This window comes from Streptomyces sp. NPDC001137, assembly GCF_040298885.1.
GTDB lineage: Bacteria > Actinomycetota > Actinomycetes > Streptomycetales > Streptomycetaceae > Streptomyces.
On the sequence record NZ_JBEPBA010000004.1, the window covers coordinates 430722 to 450053 of the forward strand.

The window sequence follows — 19332 nt, forward strand, 5'->3', positions numbered from 1 at the left end:
CATGAACACCCCCGTCATAGGCGTCCTGGCCCTCCAGGGCGACGTACGGGAGCACCTCATCGCCCTGGCCGCGGCCGACGCCGTGGCCAGGCCGGTCAGGCGCCCCGAGGAACTCGCCGAGGTGGACGGCCTGGTCGTCCCCGGTGGCGAGTCCACCACCATCTCCAAGCTGGCCGTCCTCTTCGGCGTGATGGAGCCGCTCCGCGCGCGCGTGCGTGACGGTATGCCCGTCTACGGCACCTGCGCGGGCATGATCATGCTCGCCGACAAGATCCTCGACCCGCGCTCGGGCCAGGAGACCATCGGCGGCATCGACATGATCGTGCGCCGCAACGCCTTCGGACGGCAGAACGAGTCCTTCGAAGCGGCGGTCGACGTCCGGGGCGTCGAGGGCGATCCTGTAGAGGGCGTGTTCATCCGCGCCCCCTGGGTCGAGTCCGTCGGCGCCGAGACCGAGGTGCTCGCCGAGCACGACGGCCACATCGTCGCGGTCCGCCAGGGCAACGCGCTCGCCACGTCGTTCCATCCGGAACTGACCGGCGACCACCGTGTGCACTCCCTGTTCGTCGACATGGTGCGCGCGAACCGGACAGCCGAGTAACACCGGAGTCCTTGTAGGATCTCTGGCGTTCGTTCATAGATGGGTTACGCGAAGGAGACAGGCAGATGTCCGGCCACTCTAAATGGGCCACGACGAAGCACAAGAAGGCCGTGATCGACGCCAAGCGCGGCAAGCTCTTCGCGAAGCTGATCAAGAACATCGAGGTCGCGGCGCGCATGGGCGGCGTCGACCTCGACGGCAACCCGACGCTCTACGACGCCGTCCAGAAGGCCAAGAAGCAGTCGGTGCCGAACAAGAACATCGACTCCGCGATCAAGCGCGGCGGTGGTCTCGAGGCCGGCGGCGCCGACTACGAGACCATCATGTACGAGGGCTACGGCCCGAACGGCGTCGCGGTGCTCATCGAGTGCCTCACCGACAACCGCAACCGCGCCGCCTCCGACGTGCGCGTCGCCATGACCCGCAACGGCGGCAACATGGCCGACCCGGGCTCCGTGTCCTACATGTTCAGCCGCAAGGGCGTCGTCATCGTCCCCAAGGGGGAGCTGACCGAGGACGACGTCCTGGGTGCCGTCCTGGACGCGGGCGCCGAGGAGGTCAACGACCTCGGTGAGTCCTTCGAGGTCATCAGCGAGGCCACCGACCTGGTCGCGGTCCGCACCGCACTCCAGGACGCCGGGATCGACTACGACTCCGCCGAGTCCAGCTTCGTGCCGTCCGTCCAGGTCGAACTGGACGAGGAGGGCGCCAAGAAGATCTTCAAGCTGATCGACGCGCTCGAGGACAGCGACGACGTGCAGAACGTCTTCGCCAACTTCGACGTCAGCGACGAGGTCATGGAGAAGGTCGACGCGTAACGCTGCCGCGAACGAAGCGGTTTCGGCGGGCCGGTGGGACAACACGTCCCACCGGCCCGCCGCCGTTGTCGGTGGCAGCGGCTAGCCTGGCGTGAAGTCAAAGATCACTGAGGGGAGGGGCGCGTGCGGGTGTTGGGGGTGGACCCTGGGCTCACGCGATGCGGTGTCGGCGTGGTCGAGGGGGTCGCGGGCCGACCGCTCACCATGGTGGGCGTCGGTGTCGTACGGACGCCCGTGGACGCCGAGTTGGGGCAGCGCCTCGTCGCCGTCGAGCAGGGCATCGAGCAGTGGCTGGACGAGCACCGGCCCGAAGTCGTCGCCGTGGAGCGCGTGTTCAGCCAGCACAACGTACGGACCGTGATGGGCACCGCCCAGGCCAGCGCCGTCGCCATGCTGTGCGCCGCCCGCCGCGGCCTGCCCGTCGCCCTGCACACCCCGAGCGAGGTCAAGGCGGCCGTCACCGGCAGCGGCCGCGCGGACAAGGCCCAGGTCGGCGCCATGGTGACCCGTCTGCTCCGGCTCGACGCACCCCCGAAACCGGCCGACGCGGCCGACGCCCTCGCGCTCGCCATCTGCCACATCTGGCGCGCCCCCGCCCAGAACCGACTCCAGCAGGCGGTCGCCCTGCACGCAGCCAACGCAACGAAAGGCCGTACGGCATGATCGCCTTCGTGAGCGGCACGGTCGCCGCACTCGCCCCCGACGCCGCCGTGGTCGAGGTCGGCGGTGTCGGCATGGCCGTGCAGTGCACGCCGAACACCCTCTCCACGCTCCGTCTCGGCCAGCCGGCCAAGCTGGCCACCTCCCTCGTCGTACGGGAGGACTCGCTGACGCTCTACGGCTTCGTGGACGACGACGAGCGCCAGGTGTTCGAACTGCTGCAGACGGCGAGCGGGGTGGGCCCGCGGCTGGCGCAGGCGATGCTGGCCGTGCACACCCCGGACGCCCTGCGCCGGGCGGTGTCCACGAGCGACGAGAAGGCCCTCATCGCCGTCCCCGGCATCGGCAAGAAGGGCGCCCAGAAGCTGCTGCTTGAGCTCAAGGACCGGCTCGGCGAGCCGATCGGCGCCCCGGCCGTCGGTACGGCGGTCACCTCCGGCTGGCGCGACCAGCTGCACGCCGCGCTGATCGGCCTCGGGTACGCCACCCGCGAGGCCGACGAGGCCGTGTCCGCCGTGGCACCGCAGGCCGAGGCGGCCGGGGGCACGCCCCAGGTCGGTCAGCTGCTGAAGGCGGCCCTGCAGACCCTCAACCGTGCCCGCTGACCCACCTGCGCCACCCCAGTGAGGAGAGATCTCAGTGAACTGGGACGACCCGACCGACGCCCCCGGCCCCGAGCGGCTGGTGGGCTCCGTCGCCGACCGTGAGGACCAGGCCGTCGAGGCGGCCCTGCGCCCCAAGGACCTGGACGAGTTCATCGGCCAGGAGAAGGTCCGCGAGCAGCTCGACCTGGTGCTGCGCGCCGCACGCGCGCGTGGCGCCACCGCCGACCACGTGCTGCTCTCCGGCGCCCCGGGCCTCGGCAAGACCACCCTGTCGATGATCATCGCGGCCGAGATGGCCGCCCCGATCCGCATCACGTCCGGCCCCGCCATCCAGCACGCCGGCGATCTCGCCGCGATCCTCTCCTCCCTCCAGGAGGGCGAGGTCCTCTTCCTCGACGAGATCCACCGCATGTCCCGGCCCGCCGAGGAGATGCTGTACATGGCGATGGAGGACTTCCGCGTCGACGTCATCGTGGGCAAGGGCCCCGGCGCCACCGCCATCCCGCTCGAACTGCCCCCGTTCACCCTGGTCGGCGCCACCACGCGCGCGGGACTGCTGCCGCCCCCGCTGCGTGACCGCTTCGGCTTCACCGCACACATGGAGTTCTACGAGCCGGCCGAGCTGGAGCGCGTCATCCACCGCTCGGCCAACCTCCTCGACGTCGAGATCCAGGCCGACGGTGCCGCCGAGATCGCCGGCCGCTCCCGCGGCACGCCCCGTATCGCCAACCGACTGCTGCGCCGGGTGCGCGACTACGCCCAGGTCAAGGCCGACGGAATCATCACGCGGGACATCGCGGCGGCCGCCCTCGCCGTGTACGAGGTCGACGCCCGCGGCCTCGACCGGCTGGACCGCGGTGTGCTGGAGGCTTTGCTCAAGCTTTTCGCCGGCGGGCCCGTGGGCCTGTCCACCCTCGCCGTCGCGGTGGGGGAGGAGCGCGAGACAGTCGAGGAGGTCGCCGAGCCCTTCCTCGTACGGGAAGGACTGCTCGCGCGTACCCCGCGAGGCCGGGTCGCCACGCCTGCCGCTTGGGCGCATCTCGGTCTCACCCCGCCCCGCCCGGCCACTGCGGGAAACGGACAACAGGACCTGTTCGGGACGTGATGCCTTTGTGACGGCGCGGGCATTGGCCGGGCCAGGAACCCAGGTGCCATGCTGAGCGTTGTTCCATGCGCGCGGACTCGCTTAGACTCCGCCGATGCCGCCTTTGTCGGCGGTATACATACCCCCATCCATGAGGCCGCTCTCCATCGCGGTCGTGCGAAGGAAATTCCGTCCCGTGAATATCACCATGCTCCTCCCGTTCATCGTGCTCATCGGGGCCATGTTCCTCATGACCCGCTCGGCCAAGCGCAAGCAGCAGCAGGCCGCCCAGATGCGCAACGAGATGCAGCCCGGCAGCGGCGTCCGCACGATCGGGGGCATGTACGCGACGGTCAAGGAGGTCAACGAGGACACGGTCCTCCTCGACGCCGGCCCGGGCGTCGAGCTCCTCTTCGCGAAGAACGCCATCGGTTCCGTGCTCAGCGACGACGAGTACAACCGCATCGTGCACGGCATCGAGCACGACCTGAAGTCCGACTCCGACCTGGTCCCGGACGACGCCTCCTCCCTCACCGAGACCGACGACTCCGCCGACGAAGCTGCCGCCGCCTCCGACGACAAGTCCGTCGACCTCGACAAGAAGGACGCGCCCGAGGAGCCGGCCGACGACACCCCGGCCGCCGAGGCCAAGTCGGACGACGAGCCGAAGAAAACCGACGGCGACTCCGAGGCGAAGTAGTCACGTCCCGGCGCGCGCGGCCGACCTCGCGCGCCCCGGGACGTGCGTATCTCGCACACGGGGATCCCGACACCATGTCATGGCCGACACCGCGCTGACCCGGCGCGGATCGGCCCGAGAGGGAGTACGAGAAGGTGGCAGCACCTAAAAAGGGCCGGAGCGCGAGCGCCCAGAGCAAGCCGGGGCGCTCGCTGGCCCTCATCCTGATCGCCATCGTGGCGCTCACCGGAGGAATGTTCGCCTCCGGAAACACCACTCCGCGTCTCGGTATCGACCTGGCCGGTGGTACGAGCATCACCCTCCGGGCGGTCGCAGAGCCGGGCCAGGAGTCCGCGATCAACAAGACCAACATGGACACCGCGGTTGAGATCATGAACAACCGTGTCAATGGTCTTGGTGTCACGGAGGCCGAGGTTCAGACCCAGGGCGACAAGAACATCATCGTCAACATCCCCAAGGGCACGAACTCCAAGGAAGCGCGGCAGCAGGTCGGCACCACCGCCAAGCTGTACTTCCGCCCGGTGCTCGCCACCGAGGTCTCCGGCGGCCCCGCGACCAGCCCGTCGCCGAGCGTCTCCGGCAGCCCCTCCGGCAAGGCCACCGAGAAGGCCACGGGCAAGTCGACCCCGTCCTCCTCCGCGACGCCGTCGGCGACCGCCACCTCGCAGGGCCGCGCCGTCACCGGCGCCCTGAAGGCCGACGCGACGCCGAGCGCCACCGCCTCCTCGAGCGCGAAGACCTCCGCCTCCCCGTCCCCGAACGCCAGCTCCTCCGGCAGCGCGGCCGCCGGCAAGCTCGAGGCGCAGTACAGCGCACTCGACTGCACGGACAAGAAGCAGCGCGCCACCGCGGGCAGGGGCGCCAAGTCCAGCGACCCGACGGTCGCCTGCGGCCAGAACTCCGCGGGCCAGTGGCAGAAGTACATCCTCGGCCCCGCCGAGGTCGACGGCACCGACGTCAAGAACGCCCAGGCCCGCTTCAACACGCAGACGGCCGCCGGCTGGACCGTCACCATGGAGTTCACGGGCAAGGGCTCCAAGAAGTTCGGTGACATCACCGGCAAGCTGGCCAAGAACCAGTCCCCGCAGAACCAGTTCGCGATCGTCCTCGACGGCAATGTCGTCTCCGACCCGTCCGTCAACCAGGCGCTCACCGGCGGCAACGCGGAGATCACCGGCAGCTTCACCCAGCAGGAGGCGCAGAGCCTCGCCAACATGCTGTCGTACGGTGCGCTGCCGCTGACCTTCAAGGAGGACAGCGTCACCACGGTGACCGCCGCGCTCGGCGGCGAGCAGCTGCACGCCGGTCTGATCGCGGGCGCCATCGGCCTCGCGCTGGTCGTCGTCTACCTGCTGATCTTCTACCGGGGCCTGTCGGTCATCGCCATCCCCTCGCTGCTGGTCTCCGCGATCCTCACCTATGCGCTGATGTCGCTGCTCGGCGAGGCCATCGGCTTCGCGCTGAACCTGCCGGCGGTCTGCGGTGCGATCGTCGCGATCGGTATCACGGCGGACTCGTTCATCGTGTTCTTCGAACGCATCAGGGACGAGATCCGCGAGGGCCGATCGCTGCGCCCCGCCGTCGAGCGGGCCTGGCCGCGCGCCCGGCGCACCATCCTGGTCTCCGACTTCGTGTCGTTCCTCGCCGCCGCGGTGCTGTTCATCGTCACCGTCGGCAAGGTCCAGGGCTTCGCGTTCACGCTCGGTCTGACCACCGTGCTCGACGTGGTCGTCGTCTTCCTGTTCACCAAGCCACTGATGACGCTCCTCGCCCGCAAGAGGTTCTTCTACGGCGGCCACAAGTGGTCGGGCCTCGACCCGAAGGCACTGGGCGCCAAGCCCCCGCTGCGCCGCACTCGTCGTCCCTCCGCCCCCGTCGACCCGAAGGAGGCGTGAGATGTCGAAACTCGGCAGCCTCGGCGCCCGTCTGCACCGCGGTGAGGTCGGCTACGACTTCGTCGGCAACCGCAAGATCTGGTACGGCATCTCGATCCTGATCACCATCACGGCCGTCCTGGGCCTGGCGGTGCGCGGCCTGAACATGGGCATCGAGTTCCAGGGCGGTGCCGTCTTCACCACCCCGAAGCACATGACCGCCTCGGTCGCGAAGGCCGAGGGGTACGCCCAGGACGCGTCCGGGCACGACGCGGTCGTCCAGAAGCTCGGCGACGGCAGCCTGCGCATCCAGATCGCGGGTATCGACACCGACAAGTCCGACGCGATCAAGGACAAGCTCGCCAAGGACCTGAACGTCAACACCGAGAACATCAACGCCGACCTGGTCGGCCCCAGCTGGGGTGACCAGATCGCCAACAAGGCCTGGCAGGGCCTGGCGATCTTCATGATCCTCGTGGTGATCTACCTGGCGATCGCGTTCGAATGGCGGATGGCGGTCGCCGCGCTGGTCGCCCTGATCCACGACATCACCATCACGACCGGCATCTACGCCCTCGTCGGCTTCGAGGTCACGCCGGGCACGGTGATCGGTCTGCTCACGATCCTCGGTTACTCGCTCTATGACACGGTCGTCGTCTTCGACAGCCTCAAGGAGCAGACGAAGGACATCACCAAGCAGACCCGCTGGACGTTCAGCGACGTCGCCAACCGCTCGATCAACAGCACCCTGATGCGGTCCATCAACACCACGGTCGTGGCGCTGCTGCCGGTCGCGGGCCTGCTGTTCATCGGTGGCGGCTTCCTCGGCGCCGGCATGCTCAACGACATCTCGCTGTCGCTGTTCGTCGGCCTCGCGGCCGGTGCGTACTCCTCGATCTTCATCGCCACACCGCTCGTCGCCGACCTCAAGGAGCGCGAGCCGCAGATGAAGGCGCTCAAGAAGCGCGTCCTCGCCAAGCGCGCCCAGGCCGCGGCGGACGGCGGGCCGCTGGAGGCCGAGACCGCCGACGACCGCTACGACGACGAGCCGGAGGACGCCGCTCACGCGGTGGTCGGCCCGCGCCACCAGCCCGCGTCGCGCAACCGCGGCCGTGGCCGTCCCTCCGGGAAGCGCCGATGACGGACATCGAGGAGCTGCTGCTCAGCCGCATCCGTGACGTGGCCGACTACCCGGAGCCGGGCGTGATGTTCAAGGACATCACCCCGCTGCTCGCGGACCCGGCGGCCTTCACGGCGCTCACCGACGCGCTCGCCGAGATCGCCGCGAACACGGGTGCCACCAAGGTCGTCGGCCTGGAGGCCCGCGGGTTCATCCTCGGCGCCCCGGTCGCCGTCCGCGCCGGCCTCGGCTTCATCCCCGTACGCAAGGCGGGCAAGCTCCCCGGAGCGACCCTCGGCCAGTCGTACGACCTGGAGTACGGCTCGGCGGAGATCGAGGTGCACGCCGAGGACCTGCTCGCCGAGGACCGCATCCTGATCGTCGACGACGTCCTCGCCACGGGCGGCACCGCCGAGGCCTCCATCCAGCTGATCCGCCGCGCGGGAGCCGAGGTCGCCGGCCTCGCCGTCCTGATGGAACTCGGCTTCCTCGGCGGCCGCGCCCGCCTGGAGCCGAGCCTCACCGGAGCCCCGCTGGAGGCCCTGCTCACCGTGTGACCCCACGGCACACACCCACAGCCGAACGGCCGCCCCGGCCCCCGGGGCGGCCGTTCGCGCATCACCGACCTGCGATAACGCCTTCCCAGCGCCGCTCCGGCCCGAGTTCCGGCGCTGTCGTCCGCACTCCCACGCAGTCCGCCCGGCCTGCGTTTCCCGCGCCGGGCTGTGGTGCTCCGCAGGTATTCCGGGGGGCCCTTGTCGCGCCGCGTAGCTCCGCTTCGGCGCTGTCGTCCCGCGCTCCCGCGCAATCGCCCGGCCTGCTCTTCCCGCGCTGGGCTGTGGCGCTGCGCAGGTATTCCGTGGGCGGCCCTTGTCGCGCCGCGAAGCTCCGCTCCGGCGCAAGCGCCGGTCTGCTCCTCCCGCGCGACCCCCGCAAGCCTCCGCGATTCCACGCCGGTGGCAAGCCCCCGGCCACCCCCAGGACACCCCCGGATCCCCCCGAAGCCGCCTCCCGGAATCCCGCGGCAGCCCCTTGTGTTTCTCCCGTAGACGGCCCTCACATTGGCCTGAAGGCGATCCTGCGGCCCAGGATCGCTACCATGGGGTCTCCGGAGCCTGACCGGGGGACCCGGATCGCGCACGAGGAGTCCTCTTGCCAGACGAGGCCCAGCACCTGACCGCCGCCAAGCCCGAGTCCGCCTCGGCAGCCGCGGCCAAGCCCGCGCCGACCGCGCCGCACGCGAAGAACGACACCCGCGGGCCGGTCGAGCACGCCCAGTCCGCGCCCGTCGACAAGTCGGCCGAGCAGTCGCGCCCCAAGCCCGCGCCACCCGAGCGGCCCACACCCTCTCCCGCGGTGCGCCCGAACACCGGCCAGCCCGCCCGCTCAGGCTCCTCCAACCGCGTCCGCGCCCGCCTCGCCCGCCTGGGCGTCCAGCGCTCCAACCCGTACAACCCGGTCCTGGAGCCGCTGCTGCGGATAGTGCGCAGCAACGATCCGAAGATCGAGACGTCGATGCTGCGGCAGATAGAGAATGCCTACCAGGTCGCCGAGCGCTGGCACCGTGGCCAGAAGCGCAAGAGCGGCGACCCGTACATCACGCATCCGCTCGCCGTGACCACCATCCTGGCCGAGCTGGGGATGGATCCGGCCACGCTGATGGCCGGTCTGCTGCACGACACCGTCGAGGACACCGAGTACGGCCTCGACCAGCTCCGCCGCGACTTCGGCGACTCCGTCGCCCTGCTCGTCGACGGCGTCACCAAGCTGGACAAGGTGAAGTTCGGCGAGGCCGCGCAGGCCGAGACCGTCCGCAAGATGGTCGTCGCCATGGCCAAGGACCCGCGCGTCCTGGTCATCAAGCTGGCCGACCGCCTGCACAACATGCGCACCATGCGCTACCTCAAGCGCGAGAAGCAGGAGAAGAAGGCGCGCGAGACCCTTGAGATCTACGCGCCGCTCGCCCACCGCCTGGGCATGAACACCATCAAGTGGGAGCTGGAGGACCTCGCCTTCGCGATCCTCTACCCCAAGATGTACGACGAGATCGTGCGACTCGTCGCCGAGCGGGCGCCCAAGCGGGACGAGTACCTCGCCATAGTGACCGACGAGGTGCAGCAGGACCTGCGCGCGGCGCGCATCAAGGCGACCGTCACAGGCCGCCCGAAGCACTACTACAGCGTCTACCAGAAGATGATCGTCCGCGGCCGTGACTTCGCGGAGATCTACGACCTGGTGGGCATCCGCGTCCTCGTCGACACCGTCCGCGACTGCTACGCCGCCCTCGGCACCGTGCACGCGCGATGGAACCCGGTCCCCGGCCGGTTCAAGGACTACATCGCGATGCCCAAGTTCAACATGTACCAGTCGCTGCACACGACGGTCATCGGCCCCAACGGCAAGCCCGTCGAACTGCAGATCCGCACCTTCGACATGCACCGCCGCGCCGAGTACGGCATCGCCGCGCACTGGAAGTACAAGCAGGAGGCCGTCGCCGGCGCCTCCAAGGTGCGTTCGGACGCTCCCAGGAGCGGCGGCAAGGACGATCACCTCAACGACATGGCGTGGCTGCGCCAGCTCCTCGACTGGCAGAAGGAGACCGAGGACCCCGGCGAGTTCCTGGAGTCCCTGCGCTTCGACCTGTCGCGCAACGAGGTCTTCGTCTTCACCCCGAAGGGTGATGTCATAGCGCTCCCGGCCGGGGCCACCCCGGTGGACTTCGCGTACGCGGTGCACACCGAGGTCGGCCACCGGACCATAGGAGCACGGGTCAACGGCCGTCTCGTACCGCTGGAATCGACCCTCGACAACGGCGACCTGGTCGAGGTCTTCACCTCCAAGGCGGCAGGCGCGGGCCCCTCCCGCGACTGGCTCGGCTTCGTGAAGTCGCCGCGCGCCCGCAACAAGATCCGCGCGTGGTTCTCCAAGGAGCGCCGCGACGAGGCGATCGAGCAGGGCAAGGACGCCATCGTCCGCGCCATGCGCAAACAGAACCTGCCGATCCAGCGCATCCTCACCGGTGACTCGCTCGTCACGCTCGCGCACGAGATGCGCTACCCGGACATCTCCGCGCTCTACGCGGCGATCGGCGAGGGCCATGTCTCCGCGCAGAACGTCGTGCAGAAGCTGGTCTCCGCGCTCGGCGGCGAGGAGGCGGCCACCGAGGAGATCGACGAGACGGTCCCGCCGTCCCGCAGCCGCAGTCGCAAGCGGCGCTCCAGCGCCGACCCGGGCGTCATCGTCAAGGGCGTCGAGGACGTGTGGGTCAAGCTGGCCCGCTGTTGTACGCCCGTTCCCGGCGACCCCATCATCGGCTTCGTCACGCGCGGTAGCGGAGTATCGGTTCACCGCAGCGACTGCGTCAACGTGGAGTCACTGTCCCGCGAGCCCGAGCGCATCCTGGAGGTCGAGTGGGCGCCCACCCAGTCCTCGGTCTTCCTGGTCGCCATCCAGGTCGAGGCCCTGGACCGCTCCCGGCTCCTCTCGGACGTCACCCGTGTCCTGTCCGACCAGCACGTCAACATCCTCTCCGCGGCCGTCCAGACCTCCCGCGACCGGGTGGCCACCTCCCGCTTCACCTTTGAGATGGGCGACCCGAAGCATCTGGGCCACGTCCTGAAGGCGGTGCGTGGCGTGGAGGGCGTCTACGACGTGTACCGCGTGACCTCGGCGCGCAGCAGGTCGTAGAACCAGACGTACGACGAGAAGGGGCCCGTACCTTCCGGTACGGGCCCCTTCCTCGCGCCACTGGCGGGTCAGCCGCCGAACTCCTGGAGGCCCTTCAGCGCCTGGTCCAGGAGGGCCTGGCGGCCCTCCAGCTCGCGCTCCAGCTTGTCGGCCCTGGCGTTGTTGCCCTGGGCGCGGGCCTGCTCGATCTGGCCCTTCAGCTTGTCCACGGCGGCCTGGAGCTGACCGGTCAGACCCTCGGCACGCGCGCGTGCCTCCGGGTTCGTCCGGCGCCACTCGGTCTCCTCGGCCTCCTGGATGGCCCGCTCCACGGCGTGCATCCGGCCCTCGACCTTCGGGCGCGCGTCCCGCGGTACGTGGCCGATGGCCTCCCAGCGCTCGTTGACCGAGCGGAACGCGGCACGCGCCGCCTTGAGGTCCGTGACCGGGAGGATCTTCTCGGCCTCCTCGGCCAGCTCCTCCTTCAGCTTCAGGTTCTCCGACTGCTCGGCGTCCCGCTCGGCGAAGACCGAGCTGCGGGCGGCGAAGAACACGTCCTGGGCGCCGCGGAAGCGGTTCCACAGGTCGTCCTCGTGCTCGCGCTGGGCGCGGCCCGCGGCCTTCCACTCCGTCATCAGCTCGCGGTAGCGCGCGGCCGTGGGGCCCCAGTCCGTCGAGCCGGACAGCGCCTCGGCCTCGGCGACCAGCCGCTCCTTGGCCTTGCGGGCCTCCTCGCGCTGCGCGTCCAGCGAGGCGAAGTGCGCCTTGCGGCGCTTGGAGAACGCCGACCGGGCGTGCGAGAAACGGTGCCACAGCTCGTCGTCCGACTTGCGGTCGAGCCGCGGCAGCCCCTTCCAGGTGTCCACCAGAGAGCGCAGCCGCTCACCGGCCGCCCGCCACTGGTCGGACTGCGCCAGCTGTTCCGCCTCGGCGACCAGGGCCTCCTTGGCGCTGCGCGCCTCGTCGGACTGCTTCGCGCGCTGCTGCTTGCGCTCCTCGCGGCGTGCCTCGACCGTCGCCACGAGCTTGTCCAGCCGCTTCCGCAGCGCGTCCAGGTCGCCCACCGCGTGGTGCGCGTCGACCTGCTCGCGGATGTGGTCGATGGCGGTCTGCGCGTCCTTCGCGGACAGGTCGGTGGTCTTCACTCGCTTCTCGAGGAGGCCGATCTCGACAACCAGGCCCTCGTACTTGCGCTCAAAATAGGCCAGCGCCTCCTCGGGGGAGCCGGCCTGCCATGAACCGACGACCTGCTCGCCGTCGGCCGTACGCACGTACACGGTCCCCGTCTCGTCGACGCGGCCCCACGGGTCGCTGCTCACAGCGCCTCCTCCACATGATGCCTGCGAGGGGCCTCAGTGCCCCGGGCATCGTCCACAGTTTCGTCACGGCCAACATAGGCGACCGGCGGGTTGCCTGTCCGCATCCCGCGCGACCGAAATTTCGCACTTGACGGTCAGGATTTGGTGATCGTCGCCTTGTTGATCACCACGGTCGCATTGGGTGCCGTGTTGCCCGTCGTGGGGTCGGCGGCCTGGGCCCCCGCGGCGGCGATCTTCTTGAGAACCTTCATGCCCGCAGGGGAGATCGTGCCGAACGGGGTGTAGTCGGGCGGCAGCGGACTGTCCTGGTAGACCAGGAAGAACTGGCTGCCGCCGGTGTTGCGTCCCTGCTTCGTCTGGGCGTTGTACTGGTTGGCCATGGCGACGGTGCCGGCCGGGTACACCTGCCCCTTGAGGCTCTTGTCCTTGAGGTTCTCGTCCGGGATCGTGTAGCCGGGACCGCCCATTCCGGTTCCCTGCGGGTCGCCGCACTGCAGCACGTAGATGCCCTGATCGGTCAGCCGGTGGCACTTGGTGTGGTCCAAGTAGCCCTTGCCGACGAGGAAGTTGAACGAGTTGACGGTGTGCGGCGCCGCCGACGCCTTCAGCGCGATGCCTATGTCACCGCACGTGGTGGCGAGATCCATCGTGTACTTCGCCGACTTGTCGATGGTCATCGCCGGCTCCTTCTTCCAGCTCAGCTTCTTCACCGAGCCCTTGGCCGGCTTCGCGCACGGGTCGGGAGCCTTGCTGGTCGGGGCGGCGCTCGGGGACGTCTGCGAGCTCGCGTTGGCCTTGTCGTCGCTCTTGTCGCCCTTGAGGACCCCGGTCGTGTAGAGCGCCACACTGCCGATGACGACCACACCGAGCACCGACGCGATCACAGAGTTGCGCATCTTCGCCTTGCGCCGCGCGGCCGTACGCCGCTGCTGCTGGCGCAAGAACTTCTCCCGGGCGAGCTGACGCTTGCGCTGTTCCTGGGTGACCACCGGGTTCTCTCCTCATGCGTCTCGTACGTCGACCGCGGTACGCGTGCGTCTTGTGAGCCGACCGCCTGCGTGTGCCCCGTACCGTATATGGGTTCGCTGAGGAATCGGCAGCGCCGGTAGGCTCTGAGGTCAGCAGCAGCCGCCCGTATCGACACAACGAAGGACGATCGTGCTCATTGCCGGGTTCCCCGCCGGGGCCTGGGGGACGAACTGTTATCTCGTCGCCCCCGCCGCCGGTGAGGAGTGCGTGATCATCGACCCGGGCCATCAGGCCGCCCAAGGAGTCGAGGAAGCGCTGAAGAAGCATCGGCTCAAGCCCGTCGCGGTCGTCCTCACCCACGGTCACATCGACCATGTGGCCTCGGTCGTCCCGGTGTGCGGCGCGCACGACGTACCGGCCTGGATCCACCCCGAGGACCGCTACATGATGGCGGACCCGGAGAAGGCGCTCGGCCGCTCCATCGGCATGCAGCTGATGGGCGAGCTGACGGTGGGGGAGCCCGACGAGGTCAAGGAGCTGACCGACGGCGCGAAGCTGGCGCTCGCGGGTCTGGAGTTCTCCGTCGCGCACGCGCCCGGCCATACCAAGGGGTCGGTGACCTTCCAGATGCCGGAGACCACGGAGATCCCTTCCGTGTTCTTCTCCGGGGATCTGCTCTTCGCCGGCTCCATCGGACGCACCGACCTGCCCGGCGGTGACATGGCCGAGATGCTCGACTCGCTGGCCCGCGTGTGCCTGCCGCTCGAGGACTCGACCGTGGTGCTGTCCGGCCACGGCCCCCAGACGACCATCGGCCAGGAGCGCGCCACCAACCCGTATCTGCGGCAGGTGGCCGCCGGCCTCGGGAGCGTGGACGCTCCCCGACGAGGAATGTGACGAGACTTTCCGTGAGCACCTTCAAGGCCCCCAAGGGCACGTACGACCTGATCCCGCCGGACAGCGCCAAGTTCCTGGCGGTCCGCGAGGCGATCGCCGCGCCGCTGCGCAACTCCGGTTACGGCTACATCGAGACCCCCGGTTTCGAGAGCGTGGAGCTCTTCGCGCGCGGTGTCGGCGAGTCCACCGACATCGTGACCAAGGAGATGTACGCCTTCGAGACCAAGGGCGGGGACAGGCTCGCCCTGCGCCCCGAGGGCACGGCGTCCGTGCTGCGCGCGGCGCTGGAGGCCAACCTGCACAAGCTGGGCAACCTGCCCGTCAAGCTCTGGTACTCGGGCTCCTACTACCGCTACGAGCGCCCGCAGAAGGGCCGTTACAGGCACTTCTCGCAGGTAGGCGCCGAGGCGATCGGTGCGGAGGATCCCGCGCTCGACGCCGAGCTGATCATCCTGGCGGACCAGGCGTACCGGTCACTGGGGCTGAGCAACTTCCGGATCCTGCTCAACAGCCTGGGCGACAAGGAGTGCCGCCCCGTCTACCGGGCCGCGCTGCAGGACTTCCTGCGCGGTCTGGACCTCGACGAGGACACCCTGCGCCGCGCCGAGATCAACCCGCTGCGCGTCCTGGACGACAAGCGTGAGTCGGTCCAGAAGCAGCTGGGCGACGCCCCGCTGCTGCGCGACTACCTCTGCGACGCCTGCAAGGCGTACCACGAGGAGGTCCGTGAGCTGATCACGGCGGCGGGCGTCGCTTTCGAGGACGACCCGAAGCTGGTCCGCGGCCTGGACTACTACACCCGTACGACCTTCGAGTTCGTCCACGACGGTCTGGGCTCCCAGTCCGCGGTGGGCGGCGGCGGCCGCTACGACGGTCTGTCGGAGATGATCGGCGGTCCCGCCCTTCCGTCGGTCGGCTGGGCGTTGGGCGTCGACCGCACGGTTCTCGCCCTGGAGGCGGAGGGGGTCGAGCTCGAACTCCCCTCCACCACCAGCGTCTTCGCGGTGCCGCTGGGCGAGGAGGCGCGTCGTGTGCTGTTCGCCAAGGTCACCGAGTTGCGCAAGGTGGGCATCGCCGCGGACTTCTCGTACGGGGCCAAGGGGCTCAAGGGCGCGATGAAGAACGCCAACCGCAGTGGTGCGCGGTACACGATCGTCGCCGGGGAGCGGGATCTCGCCGAGGGTGTCGTCCAGCTCAAGGACATGGAGTCCGGTGAGCAGGCTGCGGTCGGTGTGAACGAGATCGTGGCGGAGCTGGAAGCCCGGCTGGGCTGAATTTTTTCAGCCCGTCCGGCGTTTGAGGACGAGGCCGTTCAGGCCGAAAGCGGGAGTCTGGGGGCGGCAGCCCCCAGGGGACAGTGGGGGTCCCCCCTCTGGGGGAGGGAAGGGGCGGCGGGGGCGAAAGAGTTCAGTCGAGCAGACCGAACCGCATCGCACTCGTCACCGCCGCCGTCCGGTCGTCCACCCCCAACTTCCCGAAGGCCCGCAGAAGATGGGTCTTCACCGTCGACTCGCCGATGAACAGCCGCCGCCCGATCTCCGCGTTCGTGCACCCCTCCGCCACCAGCCGCAGCACGGCGGTCTCCCGCTCCGACAGCCGCGGCCGCTCCGGCCTGGTGCGCAGCTGGTCGACCAGCCGGGCCGCCACCGAGGGCGCCAACACCGTCTCGCCGCGCGCCGCCGCCCGTACCGCTTCCGCCAGTTCCGCCCGCGGCATGTCCTTGAGCAGATAGCCCGCCGCGCCGGCCTCCACCGCCCGCAGGATGTCCCGGTCCGTCTCGTACGTCGTCAGGACGATCACCCGGCACGGCAGCCCCGCCTCGCCCATCCGCACGATCGAGTCCACGCCCCCGCCGCCCGGCATCCGCAGATCCATCAGCACGATGTCGGGCCGGAGTTCGGCCGCCAGCGTCTCCGCCTGCGGACCGCTCGCCGCGTCGGCCACGACCTCCAGGTCCGGCTCGGCGTTGAGCATCGCCCGTAGACCCTCCCGTACGACGGGGTGGTCGTCGGCCAGGACGATCCGGATCACGATGAGCTCCTCCCCGGTGAGACGGGCACTGATACGGGCAGCCTGACCGTCACCGTCGTGCCGTCGCCCGGCGCGCTGCGGATCTGAGCCGTTCCGCCGACCTCTCCGGCCCGGGCGCGCAGCCCCGCCAGACCATAGCCGTCGCAGGGGGCACCGGGGTCGAAGCCGCAGCCGTCGTCCCGTACGGACACGGTGAGCGCTTCGTCGGAGTACGCCAGCGCGATGCCCACCGCCGCCGAACTCCCCGCATGCTTACGGGCGTTGGCCAGGGCCTCCTGGCAGGAGCGCAGGGCCACCACCTCCGCGGCGGCGGGCAGCGGGTGCACGCGGCCCTCCACCTCCAGCGTCGCCTCGTGACGGGCGGCCAGGCGGCGCAGGGCGTCCGGCAGGGAGCTGCCGTCGAGGTCGGCGGGCGCGGCACCGGCGACCAGGGCGCGGGCCTCGGCGAGGTTCTGCCGGGCGGTCTCGTCCATCAGCGCCAGATGGCGGCGGGCCTGCGGCACGTCGTGGTCGAGTTCGGCCTCCACCGCCTGGATCAGCATCAGCAGGCTGGTGAAGCCCTGCGCGAGGGTGTCGTGGATCTCGCGGGCCATCCGCTCGCGCTCGGCTAGGGCGCCGTGCGCGGTGGAGAGACGGGAGATCTCGTGTCGGCTGGCGTCGAGTTCGGCGATCAGCTCGGCCCGCTCCATGCTCTGCTCGATGATGCGGATGGTCCAGCTGCCGATGACCACGGAGAAGACGAGGGTGACGACGGAGAAGAGGAAGTTGCCGAACAGGTCCTCCCCGTTGGGCCGCCACAGCAGTGCCCAGCCCGCGACCGGCACCAGGTTGATCACGGTGACGGCCACCAGGGACCACCGCGTGTGCAGCGTCATGAAGCACTGCGGGATCAGTGCGAACGCCATCAGCCGCGTCTCGCCCACCAGCACGGCCGACGGCAGGAACAGCGCCATCGCCCCGCCGAGATAGCGCAGTGCCCGGCCCTGCTCCGGTGGGTCCTCCTGGAGGAGCGGGCGCCCCACCGCCACGTACCAGGGCACGAGGGGGACCAGCAGGGCCGCGGCGGCCATCCGGACCGGCGAGTCCGGGTGGGCCGCGTTGAGCACGAAGGCGAGGGTGGCCGCCCAGGCGACCGCGAAGTAGCCGTCCCAGAGCCGGATCGTCCGGTCCCAGGCGTGCTCCTCGCGGGCCGCGCCCGGAGGGTTCATCCGTCGCGCCGGGTCTTCCAGCGGAAGGTCAGCAGACACAGCACCAATCCTCCGACGCACCAGGCGGCCAGCACCAGCGCGACCTTCCCGAACTCCCAGCTCCCGGCCTGCTCCAGGACCCGCGCGGAATCCGGCAGGAACACGCCCCGAAGACCCTGGCACAGCCACTTCAGCGGGAACAGGGCCCCGATGTTCAGCATCCAGTCCGGGATGGTGTCGATGGAGATGTACACCCCGGAGATGAACTGCAGCACCAGGAAGGGGAGTACGACCACCGAGCTCGCGCTCTTCGCCGACTTGGGCACCGAGCTGATCGCGATGCCGAGCAGCGCGCACCCCGTCAGCCCCAGCACGAAGATCCAGGCGAAGTCGAACCACCGGGACGCGTCCGACGGCAGGTCGACGCCGTACAGGGTGGTGCCGACGAGGAGGAGGATCGCGGTCTCGACGACACCGGTGAACAGAACCAGCCAGATCTTGCCCAGGAAGTACGCCGACGGAGGCATCGGTGTGCCGCGCAGCCGGCGCAGCACCTTCTCGTCCCGTTCGACCGCGATCGAGATGCCCAGCGACTGGAAGCTGGTCGACATGATGCCGGAGGCCATCATCGCGGGAACGTACAGCTGGGAGGCGGTGACGCCGGAGCCGTGGACGTCGTCGTGGAAGATCGACGCGAACAGGAACAGGAACACGACCGGGAACGCGAACGTGAACACCACCTGGTCGCGCTGCCGGAAGAACTGCTTGATCTCCAGCGCGCCCCGGCGCAGGCCCAGCCCCCAGGCTCCCGGCAGCCGCTGGGCGGGCGCCTCGGCCCTGGTCCTTACGGGGGTCGTGGTCATCGCGCGTCTTCCTGCCCGGTCAGCCGGAGGTAGACGTCCTCCAGGGTGGGACGGGCCACCCTGAGGCCCGGGATCTCGCCGTCGAAGCGGCGCATGAGCTCGGCGACCGTCCTGGTGGGGGTGTCGGTGCGTTCGCTGCGGGTGACGCCGTCCGGCCCGGTCCACTCGACGGTGGCCTCCGTGCCGTACCGCTCCCGCAGGGCGGCGGGCTCCCCCTCGGCGACGACCTGCCCCTTGGCGACGACGGCGAGCCGGTCGGCGAGCGCCTCCGCCTCCTCCAGGTAGTGCGTGGTCAGCAGGATCGTCGTGCCCTCCTCGGACAGCAGCCGGATCAGGTCCCAGAACTGCCGACGGGCCGCCGGGTCGAAACCGGTCGTCGGCTCGTCCAGGAGCAGCAGCTCGGGGTCGCCGATCACCCCCAGGGCGACATCGAGACGGCGGCGCTGGCCTCCGGAGAGCGCCTTGATCCGGCTGCCCGCCTTCGCCTCGAGCCCCACCAGGCCGATGACCTCCTCCGGGTCGCGCGGTCTCGGGTAGTAGCGGGCGAAGTGCCGTACGGTCTCGCGGACCGTCAACTCGGCGGGCGCCGATTCGTCCTGCCAGACGATCCCGACACGTGACCGCCACGCGCGCGTGCCGGTCGCCGGGTCCGAGCCGAGTACCGAGACCTCGCCCGCGTCCCGGCTGCGGTTGCCCTGGAGGATCTCCACCGTGGTGCTCTTGCCCGCGCCGTTGGGTCCCAGCAGGCCGAACACCTCGCCACGCCGAATGCCCAGATCGATGCCGTTCACGGCGGTCACGTCCCCGTACTGCTTGCGCAGCCCCCGTACGTCCACCGCGAGTTCGTCTGCGTGTGCTGTCATGCGGTTCAGCCTCGGCCGGAACCGAACGCTCCGGGACGACCGTGCGTACTTCCTTATGTCCACCGAACGGTGGAC

18 protein-coding genes are annotated in these 19332 nt (G+C 69.9%); 12 read left to right on the top strand and 6 right to left on the bottom strand.

What is annotated here, in order from left to right; translation table 11 throughout:
- Position 1 precedes the first annotated feature (1 nt).
- From pdxT to relA, 10 genes are all read left to right on the top strand, one after another.
- Positions 2 to 601: a pyridoxal 5'-phosphate synthase glutaminase subunit PdxT gene (gene pdxT / locus ABT254_RS10555; protein ID WP_115909325.1), complete on the top strand. Its 600-nt coding sequence runs from the start codon at positions 2 to 4 to the stop codon at positions 599 to 601.
- Between the two features lie 65 nt (positions 602 to 666).
- Positions 667 to 1419, top strand: a complete 753-nt coding sequence (locus tag ABT254_RS10560; protein WP_351466562.1) for a YebC/PmpR family DNA-binding transcriptional regulator — start codon at positions 667 to 669, stop codon at positions 1417 to 1419.
- 123 nt (positions 1420 to 1542) lie between these two features.
- Complete coding sequence (gene ruvC, locus ABT254_RS10565) at positions 1543 to 2082, top strand: crossover junction endodeoxyribonuclease RuvC (protein WP_351466565.1); 540 nt, start codon at positions 1543 to 1545, stop codon at positions 2080 to 2082.
- Complete coding sequence (ruvA, locus tag ABT254_RS10570) at positions 2079 to 2684, top strand: Holliday junction branch migration protein RuvA (protein WP_115909326.1); 606 nt, start codon at positions 2079 to 2081, stop codon at positions 2682 to 2684. Before ruvC ends, ruvA begins: the two co-directional genes overlap by 4 nt.
- Before the next feature lie 34 nt (positions 2685 to 2718).
- Positions 2719 to 3789: a Holliday junction branch migration DNA helicase RuvB gene (ruvB, locus tag ABT254_RS10575; RefSeq protein ID WP_351466567.1), complete on the top strand. Its 1071-nt coding sequence runs from the start codon at positions 2719 to 2721 to the stop codon at positions 3787 to 3789.
- A 187-nt stretch (positions 3790 to 3976) separates the two neighbouring features.
- The gene (gene yajC / locus ABT254_RS10580) at positions 3977 to 4468 is read left to right on the top strand and encodes a preprotein translocase subunit YajC (protein WP_502971957.1); all 492 of its coding nucleotides are present in this window, start codon (positions 3977 to 3979) and stop codon (positions 4466 to 4468) included.
- Between the two features lie 134 nt (positions 4469 to 4602).
- Positions 4603 to 6363 (top strand): protein translocase subunit SecD, encoded by a 1761-nt coding sequence (gene secD / locus ABT254_RS10585; RefSeq protein ID WP_351466573.1) that lies wholly within the window; start codon positions 4603 to 4605, stop codon positions 6361 to 6363.
- 1 nt (position 6364) lies between these two features.
- Entirely contained in the window at positions 6365 to 7483 is a 1119-nt protein-coding gene (gene secF, locus ABT254_RS10590) for a protein translocase subunit SecF (RefSeq protein WP_351466576.1), read from the top strand.
- Positions 7480 to 8019 carry an adenine phosphoribosyltransferase gene (locus ABT254_RS10595; RefSeq protein WP_351466579.1) on the top strand — a complete coding sequence of 180 codons (540 nt, stop codon included), beginning with the start codon at positions 7480 to 7482 and terminating at the stop codon, positions 8017 to 8019. Before secF ends, ABT254_RS10595 begins: the two co-directional genes overlap by 4 nt.
- 595 nt (positions 8020 to 8614) lie before the next feature.
- Positions 8615 to 11149 carry a GTP pyrophosphokinase gene (gene relA / locus ABT254_RS10600; RefSeq protein WP_351466582.1) on the top strand — a complete coding sequence of 845 codons (2535 nt, stop codon included), beginning with the start codon at positions 8615 to 8617 and terminating at the stop codon, positions 11147 to 11149.
- A gap of 68 nt (positions 11150 to 11217) precedes the next feature.
- Here the strand turns inward: relA and ABT254_RS10605 are convergent, their stop codons facing one another.
- Both ABT254_RS10605 and ABT254_RS10610 read right to left on the bottom strand, forming a co-directional pair.
- Positions 11218 to 12447 carry a DUF349 domain-containing protein gene (locus ABT254_RS10605; RefSeq protein WP_351466585.1) on the bottom strand — a complete coding sequence of 410 codons (1230 nt, stop codon included), beginning with the start codon at positions 12445 to 12447 and terminating at the stop codon, positions 11218 to 11220.
- A gap of 134 nt (positions 12448 to 12581) precedes the next feature.
- Positions 12582 to 13436 (bottom strand): peptidylprolyl isomerase, encoded by an 855-nt coding sequence (locus tag ABT254_RS10610; protein ID WP_351466588.1) that lies wholly within the window; start codon positions 13434 to 13436, stop codon positions 12582 to 12584.
- Between the two features lie 169 nt (positions 13437 to 13605).
- Between ABT254_RS10610 and ABT254_RS10615 the strand changes: the two genes are divergently transcribed.
- Together ABT254_RS10615 and hisS are read left to right on the top strand one after the other, a co-directional pair.
- Positions 13606 to 14313: an MBL fold metallo-hydrolase gene (locus tag ABT254_RS10615; protein WP_351466591.1), complete on the top strand. Its 708-nt coding sequence runs from the start codon at positions 13606 to 13608 to the stop codon at positions 14311 to 14313.
- An 11-nt stretch (positions 14314 to 14324) separates the two neighbouring features.
- Entirely contained in the window at positions 14325 to 15587 is a 1263-nt protein-coding gene (gene hisS / locus ABT254_RS10620; RefSeq protein WP_351466593.1) for a histidine--tRNA ligase, read from the top strand.
- Between the two features lie 133 nt (positions 15588 to 15720).
- On the opposite strand, the gene ABT254_RS10625 is transcribed toward hisS, so the two are convergent.
- The 4 genes from ABT254_RS10625 to ABT254_RS10640 are packed head-to-tail and all read right to left on the bottom strand — an operon-like array spanning position 15721 to position 19257.
- A complete protein-coding gene (locus ABT254_RS10625; protein ID WP_351466596.1) occupies positions 15721 to 16344 on the bottom strand; it encodes a response regulator in 624 nt (207 codons plus the stop codon).
- A complete protein-coding gene (locus ABT254_RS10630; RefSeq protein WP_351466898.1) occupies positions 16341 to 17552 on the bottom strand; it encodes a sensor histidine kinase in 1212 nt (403 codons plus the stop codon). Before ABT254_RS10630 ends, ABT254_RS10625 begins: the two co-directional genes overlap by 4 nt.
- The gene (locus tag ABT254_RS10635; protein ID WP_351466599.1) at positions 17549 to 18394 is read right to left on the bottom strand and encodes an ABC transporter permease; all 846 of its coding nucleotides are present in this window, start codon (positions 18392 to 18394) and stop codon (positions 17549 to 17551) included. The genes ABT254_RS10630 and ABT254_RS10635 overlap by 4 nt, the downstream gene beginning before the upstream one ends.
- Positions 18391 to 19257 (bottom strand): ABC transporter ATP-binding protein, encoded by an 867-nt coding sequence (locus tag ABT254_RS10640; RefSeq protein WP_351466602.1) that lies wholly within the window; start codon positions 19255 to 19257, stop codon positions 18391 to 18393. The genes ABT254_RS10635 and ABT254_RS10640 overlap by 4 nt, the downstream gene beginning before the upstream one ends.
- Positions 19258 to 19332: the final 75 nt, after the last annotated feature.

Bases quoted from the DNA above. Each gene is read 5' to 3' on its own strand.
- pdxT (WP_115909325.1), top strand. From the start codon at position 2: ATGAACACCCCCGTCATAGGCGTCCTGGCCCTCCAGGGCGACGTACGG.
- ABT254_RS10560 (WP_351466562.1), top strand. From the start codon at position 667: ATGTCCGGCCACTCTAAATGGGCCACGACGAAGCACAAGAAGGCCGTG.
- ruvA (WP_115909326.1), top strand. From the start codon at position 2,079: ATGATCGCCTTCGTGAGCGGCACGGTCGCCGCACTCGCCCCCGACGCC.
- yajC (WP_502971957.1), top strand. From the start codon at position 3,977: ATGCTCCTCCCGTTCATCGTGCTCATCGGGGCCATGTTCCTCATGACC.
- secF (WP_351466576.1), top strand. From the start codon at position 6,365: ATGTCGAAACTCGGCAGCCTCGGCGCCCGTCTGCACCGCGGTGAGGTC.
- ABT254_RS10595 (WP_351466579.1), top strand. From the start codon at position 7,480: ATGACGGACATCGAGGAGCTGCTGCTCAGCCGCATCCGTGACGTGGCC.
- ABT254_RS10630 (WP_351466898.1), bottom strand. From the start codon at position 17,552: ATGAACCCTCCGGGCGCGGCCCGCGAGGAGCACGCCTGGGACCGGACG.
- ABT254_RS10635 (WP_351466599.1), bottom strand. From the start codon at position 18,394: ATGACCACGACCCCCGTAAGGACCAGGGCCGAGGCGCCCGCCCAGCGG.
- ABT254_RS10640 (WP_351466602.1), bottom strand. From the start codon at position 19,257: ATGACAGCACACGCAGACGAACTCGCGGTGGACGTACGGGGGCTGCGC.